This is a genomic window from Streptomyces sp. 147326, from assembly GCF_045000215.1.
Classification (GTDB): domain Bacteria; phylum Actinomycetota; class Actinomycetes; order Streptomycetales; family Streptomycetaceae; genus Streptomyces.
Map to the genome: position 1 here is coordinate 814,625 of NZ_CP134201.1, position 18,507 is coordinate 833,131.

General features: G+C 74.4%; 17 protein-coding genes and 1 pseudogene. 4 read left to right on the forward strand and 14 right to left on the reverse strand.

Annotation, left to right across the window (positions count from 1 at the left end; genetic code table 11):
* Positions 1–9 precede the first annotated feature (9 nt).
* From RIU97_RS03955 to RIU97_RS03975, 5 genes are all read right to left on the reverse strand, one after another.
* Entirely contained in the window at positions 10–1,587 is a 1,578-nt protein-coding gene (locus RIU97_RS03955; protein WP_404953360.1) for a SagB family peptide dehydrogenase, read from the reverse strand.
* A gap of 44 nt (positions 1,588–1,631) precedes the next feature.
* Positions 1,632–3,665: a TOMM precursor leader peptide-binding protein gene (locus RIU97_RS03960; RefSeq protein WP_404953361.1), complete on the reverse strand. Its 2,034-nt coding sequence runs from the start codon at positions 3,663–3,665 to the stop codon at positions 1,632–1,634.
* On the reverse strand, positions 3,655–5,877 hold the full coding sequence (locus RIU97_RS03965; protein ID WP_404953362.1) for a TOMM precursor leader peptide-binding protein: 2,223 nt from the start codon (positions 5,875–5,877) through the stop codon (positions 3,655–3,657). Before RIU97_RS03965 ends, RIU97_RS03960 begins: the two co-directional genes overlap by 11 nt.
* A 112-nt stretch (positions 5,878–5,989) precedes the next feature.
* On the reverse strand, positions 5,990–7,729 hold the full coding sequence (locus RIU97_RS03970; protein WP_404953363.1) for a BTAD domain-containing putative transcriptional regulator: 1,740 nt from the start codon (positions 7,727–7,729) through the stop codon (positions 5,990–5,992).
* A 427-nt stretch (positions 7,730–8,156) separates the two neighbouring features.
* Entirely contained in the window at positions 8,157–10,040 is a 1,884-nt protein-coding gene (locus RIU97_RS03975) for a hypothetical protein (protein WP_404953364.1), read from the reverse strand.
* Positions 10,041–10,211: 171 nt separating this feature from the next.
* Here RIU97_RS03975 and RIU97_RS03980 point away from each other — a divergent pair, with 171 nt between their 5' ends.
* Entirely contained in the window at positions 10,212–10,982 is a 771-nt protein-coding gene (locus RIU97_RS03980; protein WP_404953365.1) for a ricin-type beta-trefoil lectin domain protein, read from the forward strand.
* Between the two features lie 69 nt (positions 10,983–11,051).
* On the opposite strand, the gene RIU97_RS03985 is transcribed toward RIU97_RS03980, so the two are convergent.
* Positions 11,052–11,456 carry a hypothetical protein gene (locus RIU97_RS03985; RefSeq protein ID WP_404953366.1) on the reverse strand — a complete coding sequence of 135 codons (405 nt, stop codon included), beginning with the start codon at positions 11,454–11,456 and terminating at the stop codon, positions 11,052–11,054.
* A gap of 171 nt (positions 11,457–11,627) precedes the next feature.
* Here RIU97_RS03985 and sigJ point away from each other — a divergent pair, with 171 nt between their 5' ends.
* On the forward strand, positions 11,628–12,596 hold the full coding sequence (gene sigJ, locus RIU97_RS03990; protein WP_404953367.1) for an RNA polymerase sigma factor SigJ: 969 nt from the start codon (positions 11,628–11,630) through the stop codon (positions 12,594–12,596).
* A 75-nt stretch (positions 12,597–12,671) separates the two neighbouring features.
* Here sigJ and RIU97_RS03995 read toward each other — a convergent pair.
* Both RIU97_RS03995 and RIU97_RS04000 read right to left on the reverse strand, forming a co-directional pair.
* Positions 12,672–12,800 (reverse strand): annotated as a pseudogene (locus tag RIU97_RS03995) (AraC family transcriptional regulator); the annotation flags it as partial.
* Positions 12,801–12,965: 165 nt separating this feature from the next.
* Positions 12,966–13,391: a hypothetical protein gene (locus RIU97_RS04000; RefSeq protein ID WP_404953368.1), complete on the reverse strand. Its 426-nt coding sequence runs from the start codon at positions 13,389–13,391 to the stop codon at positions 12,966–12,968.
* A gap of 194 nt (positions 13,392–13,585) precedes the next feature.
* On the opposite strand from RIU97_RS04000, the gene RIU97_RS04005 reads away from it, so the two are divergent.
* Positions 13,586–13,801 carry a three-helix bundle dimerization domain-containing protein gene (locus tag RIU97_RS04005; RefSeq protein WP_404953369.1) on the forward strand — a complete coding sequence of 72 codons (216 nt, stop codon included), beginning with the start codon at positions 13,586–13,588 and terminating at the stop codon, positions 13,799–13,801.
* Between the two features lie 100 nt (positions 13,802–13,901).
* On the opposite strand, the gene RIU97_RS04010 is transcribed toward RIU97_RS04005, so the two are convergent.
* Both RIU97_RS04010 and RIU97_RS04015 read right to left on the reverse strand, forming a co-directional pair.
* Positions 13,902–14,447 carry a hypothetical protein gene (locus tag RIU97_RS04010; protein WP_404953370.1) on the reverse strand — a complete coding sequence of 182 codons (546 nt, stop codon included), beginning with the start codon at positions 14,445–14,447 and terminating at the stop codon, positions 13,902–13,904.
* Position 14,448: 1 nt separating this feature from the next.
* Entirely contained in the window at positions 14,449–14,991 is a 543-nt protein-coding gene (locus RIU97_RS04015; RefSeq protein WP_404953371.1) for a hypothetical protein, read from the reverse strand.
* A gap of 239 nt (positions 14,992–15,230) precedes the next feature.
* Here RIU97_RS04015 and RIU97_RS04020 point away from each other — a divergent pair, with 239 nt between their 5' ends.
* A complete protein-coding gene (locus RIU97_RS04020; protein ID WP_404953372.1) occupies positions 15,231–15,737 on the forward strand; it encodes a flavin reductase family protein in 507 nt (168 codons plus the stop codon).
* Here the strand turns inward: RIU97_RS04020 and RIU97_RS04025 are convergent.
* The 4 genes from RIU97_RS04025 to RIU97_RS04040 are packed head-to-tail and all read right to left on the reverse strand — an operon-like array spanning position 15,725 to position 18,438.
* Positions 15,725–16,402 (reverse strand): HAD family hydrolase, encoded by a 678-nt coding sequence (locus RIU97_RS04025; RefSeq protein WP_404953373.1) that lies wholly within the window; start codon positions 16,400–16,402, stop codon positions 15,725–15,727. The two genes, RIU97_RS04020 and RIU97_RS04025, sit on opposite strands and share 13 nt — an antisense overlap.
* On the reverse strand, positions 16,399–17,469 hold the full coding sequence (locus tag RIU97_RS04030; RefSeq protein ID WP_404953374.1) for an iron-containing redox enzyme family protein: 1,071 nt from the start codon (positions 17,467–17,469) through the stop codon (positions 16,399–16,401). The genes RIU97_RS04025 and RIU97_RS04030 overlap by 4 nt, the downstream gene beginning before the upstream one ends.
* On the reverse strand, positions 17,466–17,768 hold the full coding sequence (locus tag RIU97_RS04035) for a CDGSH iron-sulfur domain-containing protein (protein WP_404953375.1): 303 nt from the start codon (positions 17,766–17,768) through the stop codon (positions 17,466–17,468). The genes RIU97_RS04030 and RIU97_RS04035 overlap by 4 nt, the downstream gene beginning before the upstream one ends.
* Complete coding sequence (locus tag RIU97_RS04040) at positions 17,752–18,438, reverse strand: HemK2/MTQ2 family protein methyltransferase (protein WP_404953376.1); 687 nt, start codon at positions 18,436–18,438, stop codon at positions 17,752–17,754. The genes RIU97_RS04035 and RIU97_RS04040 overlap by 17 nt, the downstream gene beginning before the upstream one ends.
* Positions 18,439–18,507 lie beyond the last annotated feature (69 nt).

Consider the following 18,507-nt stretch of genomic DNA (forward strand, 5'->3'; position numbering starts at 1 on the left):
CCGCTCCTTTCAGGCGATTTCGTGGCGGAAGTCGGCCGGCCGCGGGCGCTCGTGGCCCAGCAGCATGATCAGCAGGGGTGCCTCGTCGGTTCCGGTCAGCCCCAACTCCTCGATGTACGCGATGTTGTCGAAGCCGAGCGCGACGCCGGCGCCCAGGCCGAAGGCCGCGGCGGTGGTGTAGAAGGTCTGCGCGACGGCGCCGATGGTGCCTCCGACGAGGCGGTAGCCGCGGTCGCCCACGGTGTCCAGGACCGCCGTGGTGCGGACCGTCGGGACGAGCACCGCGCCGGCCTGTTCCAGGTTGTAGTTGGAGAGGAAGTAGGTGCGCTGGAGGAAGGGGCCCGGCGGGCCCTGTTTCACCAGGCGCAGGGTGTGCGCGGCGGGGTCGTAGGCGTACGCGCCCGGGGCGATGCCCTCGACGTGGTTGACGAACGCGTACAGCGTGGTGAGCGGGGGGCCGTCCGGGCGTTCGGCCTCCGTGCCGTACCGGGTGGCCGCGCAGTCGGCCAGCGCGGCGGCGAACCGGTCGGCCGCGACCGGCCGGGAGGCGTCGAAGCGGCCGAAGCTGCTGCGGCGTTCGCGCAGGGCCCGCCCGGTGTCGGCCGGCGGCGCGGGAGGCGGCGGCAGCGGCAGCGGATCGGCGCCCCGCGGCGGGAACGCGGCGGCCCGGTCCAGCAGGCCCGGTGCCGGGCGGTCGGCGGCCCGCCCGGCGGTGGCCTCGTGGATGCGCAGCAGCGTCTCGAACACGAGGACCTGGCGGGAGCGTTCGACGTCCCGGTGGCGGACGGCGGCGTCCACGGCGCCGACTGCCCCGGGCACCGGCACGCTCTCCCCCGGCGCCGTCCCGCCTTCCCACACCAGCGGCACGACCGCGAAGACGCCCTCCTCCTCGGGTGCCACGCCCAGCAGCCGGGCCAGCCGCTCCTCGTCGAACCACAGCACCGGGTCGATCCGCAGCCCGTACCGCGCCGCCCACAGGCGCCAGGTCTGCACCAGTGCGCCCACGTCCATGCTCACGGCGTGGAAGGAGAAGCTGTTGTACTTGAACGCGTTCTGCCAGTACTTGACGCTGAGGACGAGGTACTGGGTGCCCTCCGCCGCCGCGCCCGCCCCGGGGCCGAGGGCCTCTCTGACCTGCCCGGTGACATCGCCCGTCAGCAGGCGGCGCAGCCCGTGCTGGTGCGGCGCGTAGTGGTAGAGCCCCGGTGTCAGCGGCCCGCCCGGCCCGGCCGCCCAGTGGACGCCCACCGGGTAGAGCCCGCCGCCCGAGGCGGTGCCCCGCGACCAGTTCGCGTGCGTGTAGTGCGGCAGCGCGGCCAGGTCGGTGTTGGCCTGGACCGCGAGACGCCGTCCGGTCAGCCCGTACGAGTCCCTGAGCAGCCCGGACAGCAGCGGCAGGGTGAATCCGGCCGCGGGCCGCCGCGCGACCGCGTCCGGCAGCGCAGCGGGCAGCGGGAACGTTTCCGCGTCCGGGTGGAACTTGGCCTTGCGGGGCCGGTCGGCCCAGTCGGGCACGAAGTCGACGGGCTCCATCGGTACCCGGCCGCGGTGCATGATCGCGTGGGCGTAGACATGGGCGTAGCCCATGGGTCCTCCTACGTTCGGGTGGGACGCCGGTGGCGGCGGCCGGGTCAGGGGAAGGGGTGGGGGGCCGGGTTCAGGTCCCCGGGCTCCAGCGCGCGCCCGCGCAGCCCGGCGGTGAACAGGGCCGTCCGCATCCGCGGCATGCCGAGGGCCCGCTGCCGGGACCACCCGAAGTCGATGGGAAGCAGCCCGGGGACGAGCACGCTCACGGTGTGCAGGCCGAGGGCCCGCTGCTCGGGCATCGTCTGGTCGACGACCACGACGTCGAAGCCCTCCGCCGTCACCGCCGACACGCACCGCTGCAGATCCGTGCGCACGTCCTCGGACGCGTCGGAGCCCCCTGCGTCGGGCCACACCAGATCGGCCACCGTTCGCGGGCGCTCGTGCTTCCGGCCGGGCGGGCGCAGCAGGAAGTCCGCGTGCCGGCCCATCTCCGGGATCCCGTACACGAGCGGATGGTCGTGCAGCGCCGTGACCAGGCCGAAGTCGGCTGCCATGGCGCGCAGTCGGGCCTCGTCGCGCTCGGTGCGCCCGGGCAGGTTGACGGCGTCCGTGGCGATCTCGCAGAGCGCCGAGTCCAGGGCGGACTCCGGGTCGAGACCTGCTCCCGCCCCGAAGCACATCCGGCCGGGGCCGCCGTCGAACCGCTCGGCCACCGCGGTCACGACGGGGATCGGGAAGGTGATCCGGGTGTCGAAGAACCGTGCCCGGTAGCCGTACATGGCCAGCCGGTCGACCATCGCGCGGGTCGACGGCCGGGAGCTGCTCGCCGGGTCGATCTCGGGGAGGGGCTGCTGCCCGTACCAGGTGAGCAGGAAGGCGTCGCGCTCCACGACCTCCATCAGCCCGAAGTACACGGCCTCGGCCGTACTGCCCCCGGAGGCGCAGCCGTTGGAGCTCTCCTGCACGAACCGGTTCTCCAGGCCGGGCGCGTGATAGTACGTCAGGATCTCCGGGACCAGGCGGGGCACCCGGTCGCGCAGCGACCAGCCCCACACCCAGGCGATCTCCCGGTCCGGGTCGAAGGGGCGCACGCGCGGGTTCTCCCGGTGGAAGGCCTCGCTGTAGAGGCCGACCTGCCGCGGGTCGACCGCGTCGGCCCCGAACCGGTTCAGCGAGCCGGTGACGCTCGTGGTCCGCGCCCGCGCCCGCATCCCGGCGTAACGCTCCAGCCCCTCCAGCACCCCCACGTGCGCGCTGCGCGCGAAGGAGTCGGTGTGGCCGCCCCAGAACGTCTCGCGCAGGTAGGCGCCCGAGCGCATCGAGAAGCAGCCGATGGTCGCGGAGGTGGAGGTGGAGGAGACGTCCTGGACGAGGGAGGGCCCCAGCGCCCCGCACAGCGGGTTCGCGAAGGCCGCCACGTCGATGCCGTACGACTCGACGGGGCGGGTACGGAAGACCCCGGGCCGGTACTTCGGCGCGGGCGGCAGCTCCGGCACGGCCCCTTCGGCGGTGTCCTCCTCCGGCGCGGCGCACACCGGGCACTCGGGGTCGGGGACCAGGGGGTACCTGCGGACGCAGCCGGTCCGCAGGTCCAGCAGCCGGACCTCGGGAAAGCCGCCGCCGGTGACCGGGGCGCCGGGCGGCCCGGGCTCTTGGGCCGCCGTGATCAGGGCCGCCAGCGCCTGGGCGGCGAAGGGATGCGCGTACGGCGAGTCGCCGGCGGCAAGGGTGCCGCCGCCGAGTTCCAGGGCGTCGCGGAGCGCGACGGACCGTACCGCCTGCCAGCGGCGTTCCAGACACCGGGCACAGCCCCCGGGCGGCCCTACGACCGCCTGGTGGCCGTACAGGTGCACGGGGACGGCCGCCCCGTCGCCCGCCTCGGGGGCGGGCCGGGTGAAGGCGTCGCCGAACCCGAGGGCGGCCAGCGTCACCCGAGGGCCGCCGAGCAGGCCGAGGGAGCGCTCCAGCAGCGCGGTGAAGCGGGCCGCCGCGTCCGGGCCGAGCGCGGCGGCGACCTCGGGACCGACGGTCAGCCGGTCGGCGGCCCGCGGACGCGTGTGCGGCGGATCGGCGACCAGCGGGTCCGCGGTCAGCGGGTCCGCGGTCAGCGGATCGGTGGTCAGCGGATCAGTGGTCATCGCCCGGCTCCTGGGCGGCGGCGGTGAGCAGCACTCTGGCGGTGTGCAGTCCGGCCGAGGCCAGGTCCGCGGCCCCGGTGGGGACGGCGTAGGCGTCACGGCCCGCCGCCCGCAGCCGGTCCAGCACCTCGGACCAGTCGGCGGCCCCGCCGCCGGCGACGGGCCGGGCGTCGGCGGACACCGTGAGCGTGCGGGCGTCGAGGTCCCGCAGCAGCGGATCACCGGTGTCGGCCGGCCCGCCGGGCGCGGCGTCGTCCCGCTCGTACTGCACGGAGCCCAGCAGGTCCCGCAGCGCGGCCACCACGGCCGCCTGCCGGTCCAGGTCCGCGCCCACGGCCCAGCGCTCCCCCGCCCGCGCGAGCAGCACCTGTACCCCGGAGCGTCCGCCCTCGCCGAGGTCCAGGAGCTCGATGCCCAGCCCCAGGCGCTCCGCCGACCGTACGAGGAAGGTGAGTTCGGCATCGGGCGTCTCGTCCGTCAGCGGTACGGCCGCGGCCGCGGCCCCGCGCACCGCCCGCAGCAGGGCGTCGTGGGCCAGGGCGGACACCAGGCCCGCGGCGGCCGCGTCGGCGGGCGAGGGTCCGGCTCCGGTGCCGGCCCGGGTGCGCTCGAAGAGCCGGTCTCCGTTGTGCGGCCCGAAGGGGCGGACCGCACCCGCCGGAACCAGCGCGGGCTCCTTCGTGACGAGCGAGACGGCCTGCTGCCAGGCGCCGGCCGTGCCCGGCAGACCGGAGGCGACGGTCAGCGCGCCCTCCGCGACCGCCCCCTCGGCCCGGGCCACGACACCGCGGGCGGGGACGACGTGCTCGGCGTAGACCACGGCCGCGGCGTCCAGCGCGCGCATCCGCGCCCCGGCGACGTGGTGGACGTCGAAGGCCGCGATCGACCGGGGGCCCGCGTGGCCGATGCCCAGTTCCACCACGCTGAGCTTGAGGGGGAGCTGGGTGAGCGGCTCGTCCGCGTAGCGCGTGAACACGCCCGTGTACGGACGGACAAGTGCGGAGCGCCGGTTCAACTCCTCGACCAGGGCGTCCGCTTCGCGCGCGGTCTCCAGGGTGGGCAGGGCGGGCGTCCCAATGGTGCCTGCCGTGGAGAGGTCCACGGGCGCCACGGCCTCCCACGCCGCCTCCTCACCCGGCACGCAGAACGGACACCGCGGGTGTACGAGGAGCGGCTCCGCCGTGACGTCCAGCGAGGCCATGTCCTGCACGATCACCTGGCCCGCGGTCTCGGCGGGCAGGGCTCCCGAGGTGGTGCGGAAGACCTCGTACCCCAGGAGGTTGCCGATCATCGCGGCCAGCGGCCGCGCCGGCTCCGGTCCGGCCGCCGCGGGGCTGCCGGGCAGGGCCAGCGCGCTCCACAGCTCGGCCGCGGCGGCGGAGTCGCGGCCCACGGCGGCGCCGAGCCGAAGCGCGGCGCAGGTCCAGCAGCCGGGGGCGCCCGAGGCCATCAGAGGGCCGATCACGGCGTCGGAGCCGTACGACCAGGCCGGCAGGAGGGTGCGGCCGGCCGGGATCCCGGCGCGCAGCAGCGGCAGCAGCCGGGCGGGGGCGGACCGGCCGCCGGTGACCACCACGAGCTCGTAGTCGGCCAGTTCGGACCAGGTGGGCTCCTGGCCTGCGGCCGGGAGCAGCGTGCGGAGCTCGACCGGGCAGCCGTCGGCGACGGCTTCCGCGGCCTCCGCGTCGAGCGCCGAGGTGTCGAGGCCCGGCAGCACGCCGACGGCCGCGCAGCCGTTGCGTATCAGGCTCGACGCGCACCAGCGGGCCACGTCGTCCTCGCCGAGTACGGCCACCCGGGTCTCCCGGAAGCGCAGGAACCGCGCCTCGGCGTCGTCGGCGTAGTGGTCGGCGTAGGCGATCTGCGGGGCGTACCGGCGGGCCACGTCCGGAGCGGGCGCCGCCTGCCCGACCGCGGGTTCGGCGGGGGTGGTGACGGGCCGTGCGAAGTCCCGCTCGTACAAGGTCCGGACGAGGTCGCCGACCATCGTCCGCTGCGCCTCGCCGAGGCCCCGGCACAGGTCCGCGACCGAGTGCTCGCCGGTGAGGTGGGGGACGATCAGCGTCGCGAAGCGGTACGCGGACTTGGCCGTGAGGCGGAAGCCGCCGTCCGCGTTGTGGAACAGCACGCCGTCCGGCGTCTCGGTGAACAGCACGTCCCGGCGGATCCGGGGACGGGTCGCGGCAACGGCTTGGTAGCTGGCGTGAGCCATGGGGACACCCCTGAGTGCGGTCTGGGCGGGATCGGCGAGGGAGGAAGGGAGGGGGAGGCGAGAGGGGAGGTGGGGGCGGGCGAAGCGGGTGGGCGTGGCCGGTCGGTTCGGGTCAGCGGGGTGCGGCTGCGGCCGTGACCGCGGGTGCCGCGGCTGCGGCCGTCTTGCGCATGCGGACGTGCCAACGCGCGTAGATGCGAAGGAAGTCGTGGAGGCGGTACGGGCCGGGCGGCCCGTCCTCCAACAGCCCCGCCTCCACGAGCTGTTCGAGTACGGACTCGCTCTCCTCGGCCGACGGGTCGTCGTCCGCGGCGCGCGCGCCCAGCCGGAGGAACGCCTCCCGCAGCTCCGGAGCCAGCCCGTCGAGCGCCTGCCCCAGCACCTCGGGTACCGAGAGCCGGGCGTCCTCCGCGAGGGCCAGCCGCGCGGGGGGATCCTCCGCGAGCCAGGCCGCGCCGTCCGCGACCGACAGGCCGGGCCGGGTCAGCAGCCGTCCCGCGGCGATCCGCAGGGCGAGCGGGAAGTGCCCGCACACGGTGGCCAGTCGCCGGGCGGCGGCGGGCTCGGCCGCGATCCGCTCGGCTCCCAGGAGGCCGGCGAGGAGCGCGTGCGCCTCGGCGGGCCGCAGCACGTCGAGCCGGTGCACCGCGCCGCCGTGCGTGGCGACGACCGCAGCGAGGCCGCGCCTGCTGGTCACGAGGACGGACGCGTCCCCCGCCGCGGGCAGCAGGGGCAGCACCTGCCAGGCGCCGGCCGCGCCGTCCAGGACGATCAGCCGCCGCCCGGCGCCGGGCTCGGGCAGCAGGCGGGACGCCTCCTCGACGGCGACCGCGGTCCCGTCCGGCCGGGCCAGCGGGACGGTGAACACCCCGCCGGGGAAGGCCTCTTGCGCCTCGTACGCGGTCTGGCGGGCCAGCGCCGACTTGCCGATGCCCGGCGCCCCCGAGACGACGACCAGACGTGGCCCGTCGGCGGCGGTGAGCCGTGCGGCCATGGCCGTACGGTCGTTCTCGCGCCCGGCGAAGGCCGGTACGGGGAGCACCGCCGGGCCCGGCCGGGCGGTGGCGGCCGCTCCGGCGGGCAGTGCGGGGACCTCGGCCGTGGTCACCGCGCGCGGGGGCTCCGGCGGGGCGGGTGCCAGGTCCTCGGCGCGCAGGATGGCGAGTTCCAGCCGCCGCAGCCCCGGGCCCGGGTCGATGCCCAGTTCGTCGCGCAGCCGGTCGCGCACCGTGCGGTACTCGGCGAGCGCCTCGGCCTGCCGCCCGGTGCGGTAGAGGGCCTCGACGAGCTGCTCGGTGAAGCGTTCGCGCACCGGGTGCCGGCGTGCGCTCTCGTACAGGTCGACGAGGACCTGGTGGCAGTTCCCGGCGGCCAGTTCGAGGTCGCAGACCCGTTCCAGGACCCGTAGCCGCTCCTGTTCGAGCGCGGGCACCGCGTCCTGCTGCAGCATGCGGGAGGCCACGTTGGCGAGCGGCTGCCCGTGCCAGAGCGACAGCGCCTCGCGGAGCCGGTAGAGCTCCTCCCCCGGGCCGGCCGCAGACGCGGCCTGGGCCGTGAGCGTGCGGAACAGCACGAGATCGAGGGTCTCGGTGTCGTTGTGCATCCGGTATCCGCCGGGAACGGCCTCTATGGTGGTCGCGGATATGCCGTACTTGGCGAATAGCCGGCGCAGCCGGAGGACACACGTCTGCAGTGCGGCGCGGGCCGTCGCGGGCGGTTCTTCGTCCCATACGGCGCGCAGCAGGTAGGTGGTCGATACGACGACGCCCGGATGCAGCAGAAGTGCGGCGAGAAGACTGGTCGGCTTGGACGGTTTGAGAACGACGGTTTCAGGGCCGTGCGCAATACTCAAAGGCCCCAAAAGCTGGAACCGGATGGCTGATCCCCCGTGTCGGGACACGCATTCCCCCTGTAGGGAGCGCGGCGGGGGCGGTGGTCTGCCGGTTCTGCGGGGCCCGTCACACTCCGGAAATAGTCCGGACCAAGCCCTCAGTTGCCGTCCGCCCCCGTTGGGCGGTGAATAACGGGAACACTACATAACGGATCTTGTGGAAGTCGAGCCGCGGGATGGCCCATTTCGCACCCGTCGGCTTTTTCTCCCTTCTGCGTAACCTGAACGCTTCGAGGAGTTACCGCCGGTTCGTCAAAGCCGTTCATCCGTAAACGAATTACCGTGGCGGCGCCATCCAAGCACGATGTCGTGATCCAATTAAGGTGCATATTCCGCCACTGATATGGCCGGTCCTCATCCCCGTCCCAGGGGCCGGCCACGCGTCTCGTCATCCGGTACGGACCGGCAGCCGGGCCGCCACGAGCGCGAGCCCGCGCCGCAGTCTCCGGAAGTAGGTGGCCCGGCTCAGGTGCAGCCGCCGGGCCACCTGATGGTGCGTACGGGACCGGCCGAGGTAGTACGCCTGGAGGATCGCCCCCGCCTCCGCGTCGGCCGGAGCCTCGGCCGCGGCGAGCTCCGCCACCGCGTCCCGCAGCCAGGCCCGCAGCCCGGCGGGCGACCCGATCCCGGGACAGGCCAGCAGCGGACTGCGTGCCAGCTCCGCGGGGTCGCCGAGCCGGGCCAGCGCCCGTGCCACCAGCACCGGTACGTCGCGCACCGGTACGTCCGGCCCGGGTACCTCCCGTCCCTCGGGCCCCCCGGCCGGCCGGCCCGCCCCGGGCGGCGTCAGTGCGCCCATCCACCCCGGCAGCCCGGCGGCGCCGAAGTCGTGGCTGTAGACCTCGGGCCGGCGCCCGCACCGGTAGACGTCGTCGCGGATGCCGCCGTGCGGCCGGAAGCTCAGGGTGTGCAGCAGCGCCTGGTAGTCGGGGCTGGCGGTGGACACCACCAGGTGCCCGGCCCGTACGGCCTGCACGAGGATGTCCCGCAGGACCTGCGCGTGCACCACGGCATCCGCACCGTACGCGGCCCCGAGGAACAGCCCGCCGGGGCCGCGGCCGCCCAGCAGGTCCGCCGCGTGCTGCTGGAGCAGGGGCTCGATCCCCGCCTCCGTGTCCGCGCCGACCGGCAGCAGCGCGGCGAGCCCGACGGGCCGGCCCTCCCGGTCCCGGGCCAGCCGGAACGCGGCGGGACCGCCGTCGAGCCAGCGCTCCACGATCCGCCCGGAGCGCCGCACGTCGAAGCCGCCCCGCACCGCCCACCGGTGCATCAGCCGGCCGATGTCGTCGGCCTCTCCGGGCCGGGCGGGACCGATCCGCGAGAACTCCTCGGCCGGTGGGAAGAGGGTGGTCCGCACCAGCGGATCCCCCGTCAGGAACAATCCCTCCTCCACCAGTCCGGCCCGCTCCCGCGGCCCCGGCGTCCGCTCGGAGAGCAGCGCCCGCCGATAGCCCGCCGCGCGGGTGCGCACCTCCTCGTACGCCTGGGGGCGGCGCCACCGGTACGCCGTCTCGAACAGGCTGCGGTACGGCTCGCGGACGGTCAGCCCGAGCCGCTCCCGGCGTACCAGACTCAGCCCCGCCAGGGTCTCGAACAGCCGCGGCCCGCCGGCCAGCAGCCGCTCGTCCCCGGTCCGTACGGTCGCGAGGAGGCGCAGCGCGTGGCGCCAGCGCTGCCCGGGCCGTTCGCGCCCGAGCCGCTCCAGCACCTCGCCGGCCATCCAGTCGGCGGCCGCGCCGGGCGCGTCGGGGGCGATCCCCGCGTGCAGGGCTCGGCAGGCGAGGTCGGCGAGCAGGGGCACCCCGCCGGCCAGCCGGACCACGAGGGCCACGGCCTCCGGGTCGGTGACGCCCGCCGCCCGGGCCTGCGCCTCGACGGCCGCCGCGGACCGGGGGCCGAGCCCGACGGTCACCGGGGCCCGCTCGCCCCAGCCGGCGGCCGCCCGCAGCGGAAGCCTGCTCACCAGGAGCACGGGCCGAAGCAGACCGGACGGGGCGGGCCCGGCCGCGTCGCCGGCCGGGTCCAGCGCCGCCGCGACCGCCTCGGCCGTGCCGGGCCCGTCCACGCTGTCGACGAGCAGCAGACCGCCCGGCTCCGCCACCAGCCTTCGCAATCCCCCGAGGCCGCCCTCCGCGGCGAGGTCGACGGCCGCCGCGACCGGCAACCGCCGGGCCAGCCGGCTCTTCCCGCTGCCCAGCCCGCCGGTCAGGTTGACCAGGGCGTGCGTGTGCACGGCGGCCCTCAGCCGGGCGAGATCGTCGATGGTCTCCACGGTCCCGGAACGATACCCAGGGTGATCACTTCGCGTCACGGCCGGAACAGGACGTTCGGCGGCCGGAGTTGATACCTCGGTGAGACTTCTCGGCGGCGTCCCGTGGCTAGGGTCGTGACCACCGCGGGCCCGGCGGTTCCCCTGTTCCGTCCCCTTGTGAAAGGACCCCTCGTGAAGTTGGCTCGATGGCTGTCGACCACGGCCGCGACCTTCCTGGCCGCCTCGACGCTCGTCGCCGGACCGGCGGCCGCATCCGCGACGGCCTCCGCGACGGCCTCCGCGACGGCAGTCCCCGCCGCGACCGCCGCCCCCGCCGCCGCGGCGCTGGCCCCCACCGCCCCCAAGTACTTCCTGGGCGCCGGCTACGGCCCGCTCAACATCGCCACCGACGCCGCCTGGAACAGCGCGTACGCCCAGGCCACGCAGGAGGGCTACCCGGCGGCCAACTGCTCCCGCTCGGCCGGCCCCGTGGCCGCCCCCGTCGGCAACGGCGGCTACTACCAGGTGACCCTGGAGATCTACTGCGTCCCGCCGCCGCCCCCGGGCTCCGGGCAGATCGTCGGCGTGCACTCCGGCAAGTGCATGGACGTGAAGGGCGGCAAGACCGCCGACGGCACCCCGATCCAGCTCTACGACTGCAACGGCACCTCGGCTCAGCTGTGGAAGCCGGAGGCCGACGGCACGGTCCGCGCGCTCGGCAAGTGTCTCGACGTGCAGTACGCGAAGACCGAGAACGGCTCCCTCCTCGGCCTCAACAGCTGCCACCAGGGCACCAACCAGAAGTGGGAGCAGCTGCCCGGCGGCCTGCTGCGCAGCGTCCACTCCGGCAAGTGCCTCGACGCCCTGGGCTGGGCCACCGGCAACGGCGCCCGCCTCGGCATCTGGGACTGCACCCCGAGCCACACCAACCAGCAGTGGCGCGGCTCCGCCCTGGGCACCTGACGCTCCCCGCCCCGTGCGCCGGCGCCCTGCCCGTTCCCCGCGGGCAGGGCGCCGGCGCGTCCGCGGCGGCTACGCCCGCCTGCCGGTACGTTCCGGCAGGCGGGCGGAGAGCACCCGGCCCAGGTCCAGCAGGCTCAGACCGAACATCAGCACGCCCAGGGGGACATGGACCGACGGCACGCGCGCGATGCCCAGCACCACCTGCACCGAGGCGAGGACGAGGAAGCCGGACGCGTACAGGATGGGGCGGGGCGAGCCGCCGCCCGGCCGCCACGCCAGGACCGCGGCGAGCACGTACAGCATCGATGCGCCGTACATCACGCGCGCTCCGACGCCGTGCAGCACCTCGCCGTGGGACGAGGACAGCAGGAGTCCGGCGGTTGCCGCCTGGAAGAAGATGGCCGCCGCCTGCAGGGCGATCGCGACCTGCGGGAACGTGATCCTGCCCTGTACTGCCGTCGTCTGCGTGGCCATGACGCGGTCCCCTCATCTGCCTTGCGGCGGTGGATCGGTAGTGTCTCGTCGGTCCGACGACACAGGGCCGCGAAATGTGAGGCGGGGCGCCGGCCTCACACTCCGGTGCGGTGTTTCGTCGACGTGTCGAGAGCCGAAGCGGACCAGAAGAAGCAGGGAGCGGTCGCGACCATGAACACCCCCGTGGGCACCCCGTCCGAGGCAGGGCACGAGCGGTCCGAGCCGGACCTGAGCGCGGTCGTCGGCGAGCGGCGCCAGCTGATCAACCTCGCCTACCGGCTGCTCGGTTCGCTGGCCGAGGCCGAGGACGCCGTGCAGGAGACCTATACCCGCTGGTACGCGATGTCGCGGCAACAGCAGCGGGCCATCGAGGCACCCGGCGCCTGGCTGACGACGGTGGCCAGCCGCGTCTGCCTGGACATGCTCGGCTCGGCACGGGCCCGGCGCGAGCGCTACGTCGGCGCATGGATACCCGAGCCGCTGCCCGACCGCACCGAGTGGTTCAGCGGACGGGCGGGCGGCGGCGGCGCCGAACCGGCCGACCCCGCCGACCGGATCACCCTGGACGAATCGGTGAACATGGCCTTCCTCGTCGTACTGGAATCCATGACCCCGGCCGAACGCGTGGCGTTCATCCTGCACGACGTCTTCCGCTACCCCTTCGCCGAAGTCGCCGAGATCGTCGGCCGGACACCCGCGGCCTGCCGGCAACTCGCATCCTCGGCCCGCCGGCGCATTCACGCCGCGCAGACCCCGGCCGCTCCCGCGGCCGGGCAGGCCGGCCTGGTACGGGACTTCAAACAGGCCTGGGAGGCCAAGGACATCAAGGCACTCGTCGACCTCCTCGACCCCGGCGCCACGATGACCGCCGACGGCGGCGGCCTGGTCGGCACCGTCCTGCGCCCGGTCGAAGGCAGCGCGCGCATCGCCGAGTACCTGATCCACATCGCCGACAAGGCACCCGGGCTGACCCTCCTGGAACGCACGGTCAACGGCCGGCCCGGCCTCGTCGCCCAGCACTCCGGCATCACCGTCACCGTGGCGGCGTTCAGCCTCACCGGCGGCCGCATCACCCGCATCTGGGCAGTCCGCAACCCGGAAAAGCTCCGCACCTGGACCGAGCACGCACAGGAGGACTGACCCGCTGCCCTCAGCCGCCCGCGGAGGCGAGCGGCGCGTCCGGCGTGCGGCGGCCCGGCCGCCGCACGCCCTCGCTCAGACCGGTGTCCGCTCCACGGGGATCCACAGCTCCGCGTCCGCCGTCGTCCCGTCCTGCGACACTCGGGTCCGCAGGATCTCGGGCCCCGGCCTGCTCTGGTGGGGATTGGACGGGAACCACTTTGGCGTGACCCGCACGGTGAGCCGCCAGTGAAGTCGTCTTGGTCTGGGCCGTGTCGTGGAAGTACACGACCTGGAGGGAATCGGAGGTGGGGTGTCCGACCACGCCCAGCGGTTCGTGATCGGCGTAGTCCCGGGCGTGCGGAACCTGCTCGGGCCGTGCCGTCGGGGTCAGGGCATCTCGTCGGGGTCGCAGCTGGCCCGGCGGAACCCGATCGTGCGCAGGGCCCGCATCAGGGCGTCGGCGTCCCCCTCGCGCACGACGTGGACGGCTCCCTCGGCCTCGAGAACGGATACCGCACGGGGCACACGGGCGGCGGCCGTCCGCAGCACCACACCGCTCGGCGGGTCCAGGGTGCGCACCCCGTGGAAGACGCGGAGGACGTCCGGGTCCGCGTCGAGCCGGTCGAGCCCGGCGGGCAGGGACATGACCGTGATGTCGGGCAGCAGGACGCGGGCGTGCGCGAGCGCGACGGCGGGGTCGTGGGCATGCGACACGACCCGGAAGTGCGGGTTGCGCTGGATGCCCGAGCGCAACAGCTCCAGCTGCTCGCCGTCGGGCACGCCGACCACCAACACCGTCATCACCTGTTCCATCCTGCGCTCCGGCACGCCGCCGGGCGACCCGGAGCGCGGAATCGCCCTCCGGCCCGGCGCGGGGGCCGCGCGGCGGGTTCCAGCCGATGGGGACCACCAGCGGTCTGGCAGAACGACGGAAGATCGACTTCCCGGCCGGGGGCCGCTCCGCGAGACTGGTGAAGGCGGTCCCCGACGGAAGGGTGAGGTGCTTGATGACGGAGTCGGAGGATGCCCTTGCCATCCGCCATGTCGCCGAGCGGCTGATGAAGGAGCACCCTCAACTGGACGCCGGGCTCGTGCGCAGCTCGGTACAGACGGCGTACGAAGAGCTCAGGTACGCACGCGTACGCACCTACCTTCCGGTCCTGATGGAGCGCAGGGCCAAGGACCTGCTGCCCCCCGACGAGCGTCCCGGATGCGATACCTGACCACCGCCACGCTGTAGCCGCTTCAGCGCGTCCCGCAATGCCTGGTAGCGGGCCGGGAGGAGCCCGAGGGCTCCGCCGTCAGGTCGGGCACGGACACGGGTCAGGTCTTGAGGAGTCGGTTGAAGAACGACCGGTAGTGCTGCAGCGCCAGCCGCAGTTCCTCGGTCGCGACCTGCTCGCCCTGGCCCCACTGCCCTTCCAGCCCCTGCTTGTGGTCGGAGAAGGTACGGGCGAGGGTTTGCATCACCTCGGCGACGAGAGCGTCCGCCGACGTGACCGCCTCCTGCGGGTCGTCGACGAACCGGCCCTGGATCTCGCTCCACGCCTTGCGGTAGTCCGCAGTGTCCTCCGCACCGAGCAGCGGCTCGTCGACACCGTCGGCCGCGTCCGCGGTGCCGGTCCCCGCCGTGCGATCCGTGCCGTCCGCAGGGCGGTCGTCGCCGTTCTCGAGCGTCTCGGGCTCGTCGGCGCCCGCGGTGGCCTCCCCCGGGTACAGGGGCGGCGTCCGGCCGTCGGCCGACGCGCCACCTTCGTCGTCGAACCCGCGGTTCGTGCCGGAGTCCGAAGCCGGCACCTGATGGGCGATGTCCTCCGTCGTGAGGCCGGCGTCGCCGACCCGTTCTTCGTTGCTTTCGTGGTTACGCATCTCACCGGCTCCTCTGGTCAGTCAGCAGGTCGTCGAACAGGGCGCGGTAGTGCACCATCGCCCCGCGGAGTTCCTCGGTGGTCGTCCGCTGGTCGGCGCTGCGCACCTTGACGTCGTGGGCGGCCCGGTAGTGCTCCAGGGTCCGGCCGTGTTCGACCGAGAGGTCGCGCAGCTGGCCGCTGTAGTCGTCCGTGGGATACCCCCGCTCGCGCATCAGCCGCGCCACCAGATCGTCGGCCTCCTCGACGGAGCCCTCCGGCCGGTCGACGAAATGCTCCTGCACGGTGCTCCATTCGGTGGCGTACAGGTCTCGCCGTTCGGCGGGCAGCTCCTTGATCTCCAGCTTGTCGTGGCGTTGCTCGCGGGCGCGTAGCTCGCGCTCGGCGGCCCTCCGGCCGCCCTCCGCCTCGACCGTGCGGTCGTACTCGGGTCCGAACTGGTTCTGCAGGTGCCGTCGGCGCGCCATCGCCCACAGTGCGACCGTGAGCGCGATCACGACGACCGCTGCGACGGCGATGACGGCGATGAGTGTGCTGGTTGACATGTTTCGGCCTCCATTCCGGGGCCTCGTCTGATTCATTCACGCGGCTGCCCCTGTCTCTGCGGGGCAAACCCGCGCGGCCCGGCGGCCAACCGGCGAAGATCTCGTAGAGGATGTCGTACACGGCTGTCGTGCACGGATCTCGTACACGCTGCGCCTACCCGGCAGATCACGGCTCAAGCAGTGCGGTCCGGTTCGGATGCGTGGGGCCGGGTAGTCGCCCACCGGTGAGAGGAGTGGTCATGCCCAAGACCGGGCTGGATGCCTTCACCGGCGTACTGGACGGGCCGATGTACGTGGTCACGGTCGCGGCCGGTGAGGAGCGCTCGGGGTGCCTGGTGGGGTTCGCCTCCCAGTGCTCGATCCGGCCGCCGCGCTTCGTCGTGTGGCTGTCCACGGCCAATCACACCTACCGCGTGGCGCGCGGAGCCCCGTACCTCACGGTGCACGTACTGCGCCGGGACCAGCACGGGCTGGCAGAGCTGTTCGGTGGCGAGACCGGCGACCGGGTGGACAAGTTCGCGCGGGTCTCGTGGCGGCCCAGCAGTCACGGCAGTCCGGTGCTGGCGGAGGTGCGCACCTGGTTCGTCGGCAAGATCGAGGGGCGGATCGAGGGCGGCGACCACGTGGGCTTCCTCCTGGCACCGGTCGAGGAGGGCCCGCCGGGGGACGACGGGACCGACGGGACCGCCGTCGAGCTGCTGCGCTACAGCGACGCCGACGACATCCCGCCGGGTCACCCCGCCTGACGCCCGCCCTCGGCGAACGGGCTGCTGTCGAGGTGTGCGAGCAGGTCGGCGGGGTGCTGGTAGACGGCGCGCGCCCCGGCCTCTTCGAGGTCGCGCCGCGGAATGCCTCCGCAGAGCAGCCCGACGCACGCGACGTCGGCCCGGGAGGCCGCCCGCATGTCCCACACGGTGTCGCCGACGAACACGGAGTCGCGCGCGGCGGCACCGGCCAGGCCGAGGGCGTGGAGCACCGGATCGGGTGCGGGCTTGCCCTCGCTCACGTCGTCGGAGCTCGCCGTAGCGGTGATGGCGTCATCCGCGCCGACAGCCTGCCTGAGCGCGCCGAGCTCGGCGTCCTTCGCGGAGGTCACGAGCACGACCCGCCAACCCCGGCGGTCCACCTCCCGCAGCAGCTCGGCCGCCGAGTCCAACGCGGGCAGCCGGTCGAAATACGTGCCGTAGAGGGTGGTGTGCGCGGCGCTGATCGTGTCGTCCTCGCCCGCGTCCCGGCCCTCGCCCAGCAGGTGCGCCAGGAGGTCCTCCCCCGGCAGTCCGATGGCACGGTGGATGTCGTGCATCGCGACGTCGTGGCCCGCCTGCCGCAAGGCCTCCCACCAGCAGACCACGTGGAGGTGATTGGTGTCGGCGAGGGTGCCGTCGACATCGAACAGGGCTGCGCGGTTCATGTCCGCCTCCCGTGAGGCTCGGTGGCTGGGCTCGCCTGTGCCGGCAGGGGCGAACGCAGTGCGCTGCGCCCCTGGTCCCAGGCCTCGCCGATGTGGGTCGCGAGGCGGTCCTCCAGCAGGACGGTCGCCGTGCACCCGAAGGCGATGTCCTCCTCGAGGCCGGGCTCGTCGGCCAGGAGGCCTTCGATGACCTCGTGGCGTACGACCTGTTCGTGGACGGCGTCGGCCTCCACGTGCTCGGCGTAGAAGTGCTCGGCGGCGGGTCCCGCTCCGCAGCGCCGCATGGCCTTGGCCAGGCGCCTGGAGCCGGGCGACGACGTGACCTCGACGCATGCGAAGTGGCCGACGAGAGCACCGCGCAACGCCCGGTGGAGACCGAAGAGGGACATGAGGTTCACGGTCGCGAGCAGGGGCGCAGGTGCCCGGTCCAGGTACCGGCCGTACGTGGGATCCAGCCCGAGGTCGGTCATGAGGTCCGCGAAGAGCTCCGCGTGGATGCGGTCGGCGCGGCCGGCGCCGAACTCGTCGTACTCGATGGCGACCATGGCGGCCTTGGCCCGTCCGGTGAGCCGGGGGATGACCCAGGCGTGCGGGTCCGCCTCCTTGAGGTGGTAGAGGGAGCGCAGGGCCGCGTACTCACGCAACTGCCAGAGCTCTCCACCGGTTTCGAGACGGTGACTGAGGCTGCCGGAGAGGTCGACGGGCTCGACGAGCAGCGGGGCGAAGGCCTCCTCGACCGATCGTGATCGGGGAGCGTCGGACAGGTCGGTGCGCAGGGCGTGGAGGAAGCGGGTTTCGAGGGCCTGGCGCAGCCGCAGCAGGTCCGGGTCCCATTCGCGCTCGTCGTCCACGCCCTCGAAGCCGCGGTAGTGCAGTTCGTAGAGGAGGTAGAGCGCCAGCTGGAGGTCCTCACCCCACGGGTCGGCCTTCAGTACGGACCCGGTGGCGTACGCGGGCGCGCCGCCGGAGCTCAGGGCCTCGGCCACGGCCGCGGACAGCGGGCCCCGCCCCTCGGCCAGGCGGGGGCCGGGGGCGGTCGCCGTGGCGCCGGGGCTGGGAAGGGTCATCGCGGGGTCCTGTCCTCGGGCGGCGGGCCGACCCGCTCGCGACGGCGGTGACTGGTGTCGCACCAGGGGTACGTACGGCTGCGGCGGCAGGTGCACACCGCGACCATGAAACGGTCCGAGCGGGCGACCGTGCCGTCGTCCAGGAGGATCTCGACCGGCCCCTCCACCAGGACCGGTCCCTCGGGGTCCACGGACACGCGGCGCGCGGGCGCGGGCACCGGGGCCGGGGGCCCGGGGGCGGGCACCGGCGGCGGGGCCGGGGCGTTGTCGGAGGTACTGGGCTCAGAGGTACCGGGCACGGACGACCACCAGCTCTTCCCACTCGTCGGCTCCGCCTGCCAGGCCCTGGCCCTGCAGCCAGGCCCTTCGCGAACGCAGGACCGGGCCCCACGGCACGGAGGCCCTCGCCACGACCCCTGCCGCCAGCCCCGCCCCGGTCAGCCGGTCCACGGTCGTCCCGGCTCCGCACATTCCCGAGTGCACCAGGAGCAGCACGCCGCCGGGACGCAGCAGCTCCGGGGCGCTCGCGCAGATCCGGTCGATGACCCCGCGCCCGTCAGGACCGGCGTCCCAGGCGCGCTCCGGCCCGCGCGACGGCAGCCGGGCCGCCGGGGCGGGGACGTACGGCGGATTGGCGACGACCAGGTCGAAGCGGCGCCCGGCGGTCCGCGCGGCGAAGTCGCCGTGCAGGACGTGCAGGGGCAGCCGCCGGCGCAGCGCGTTCAGCCGCGCCGTGACCACGGCGGGCCAGGAGACGTCGACCGCGGTGACCCGGGCTCCCCTGGCCGCCGCGTGCAGGGCCAGGGCACCGGTGCCGGTACCGATCTCCAGCGCGTCCGTCCGCGGCCCTATCTCCTCGTCGGCGAGCGCCTCCGCGAGGAGGCGGGTATCCGCCTGCGGCCGGTAGACACCCGGCAGCGCGATCAAGCGGGCAGGCAGGGTGGCCGTGGTCAGAGTCGTACTGGACACCGCATACCTCCGGGGTTCGGGTGAACTGGTGAGACTGGGCGGCTGCCCCGTCACACGCTCCCCATCCGG

What these genes read in the sequence shown, in the direction of transcription:
- sigJ (WP_404953367.1), top strand. Translation starts at nt 11,628, where the DNA reads ATGAACACCCCCGTGGGCACCCCGTCCGAGGCAGGGCACGAGCGGTCC.
- RIU97_RS04020 (WP_404953372.1), top strand. Translation starts at nt 15,231, where the DNA reads ATGCCCAAGACCGGGCTGGATGCCTTCACCGGCGTACTGGACGGGCCG.
- RIU97_RS04030 (WP_404953374.1), bottom strand. Translation starts at nt 17,469, where the DNA reads ATGACCCTTCCCAGCCCCGGCGCCACGGCGACCGCCCCCGGCCCCCGC.
- RIU97_RS04005 (WP_404953369.1), top strand. Translation starts at nt 13,586, where the DNA reads ATGACGGAGTCGGAGGATGCCCTTGCCATCCGCCATGTCGCCGAGCGG.
- RIU97_RS03985 (WP_404953366.1), bottom strand. Translation starts at nt 11,456, where the DNA reads ATGGCCACGCAGACGACGGCAGTACAGGGCAGGATCACGTTCCCGCAG.
- RIU97_RS03960 (WP_404953361.1), bottom strand. Translation starts at nt 3,665, where the DNA reads ATGACCACTGATCCGCTGACCACCGATCCGCTGACCGCGGACCCGCTG.
- RIU97_RS03965 (WP_404953362.1), bottom strand. Translation starts at nt 5,877, where the DNA reads ATGGCTCACGCCAGCTACCAAGCCGTTGCCGCGACCCGTCCCCGGATC.
- RIU97_RS04010 (WP_404953370.1), bottom strand. Translation starts at nt 14,447, where the DNA reads ATGCGTAACCACGAAAGCAACGAAGAACGGGTCGGCGACGCCGGCCTC.
- RIU97_RS04015 (WP_404953371.1), bottom strand. Translation starts at nt 14,991, where the DNA reads ATGTCAACCAGCACACTCATCGCCGTCATCGCCGTCGCAGCGGTCGTC.
- RIU97_RS04025 (WP_404953373.1), bottom strand. Translation starts at nt 16,402, where the DNA reads ATGAACCGCGCAGCCCTGTTCGATGTCGACGGCACCCTCGCCGACACC.
- RIU97_RS03955 (WP_404953360.1), bottom strand. Translation starts at nt 1,587, where the DNA reads ATGGGCTACGCCCATGTCTACGCCCACGCGATCATGCACCGCGGCCGG.
- RIU97_RS04000 (WP_404953368.1), bottom strand. Translation starts at nt 13,391, where the DNA reads ATGGAACAGGTGATGACGGTGTTGGTGGTCGGCGTGCCCGACGGCGAG.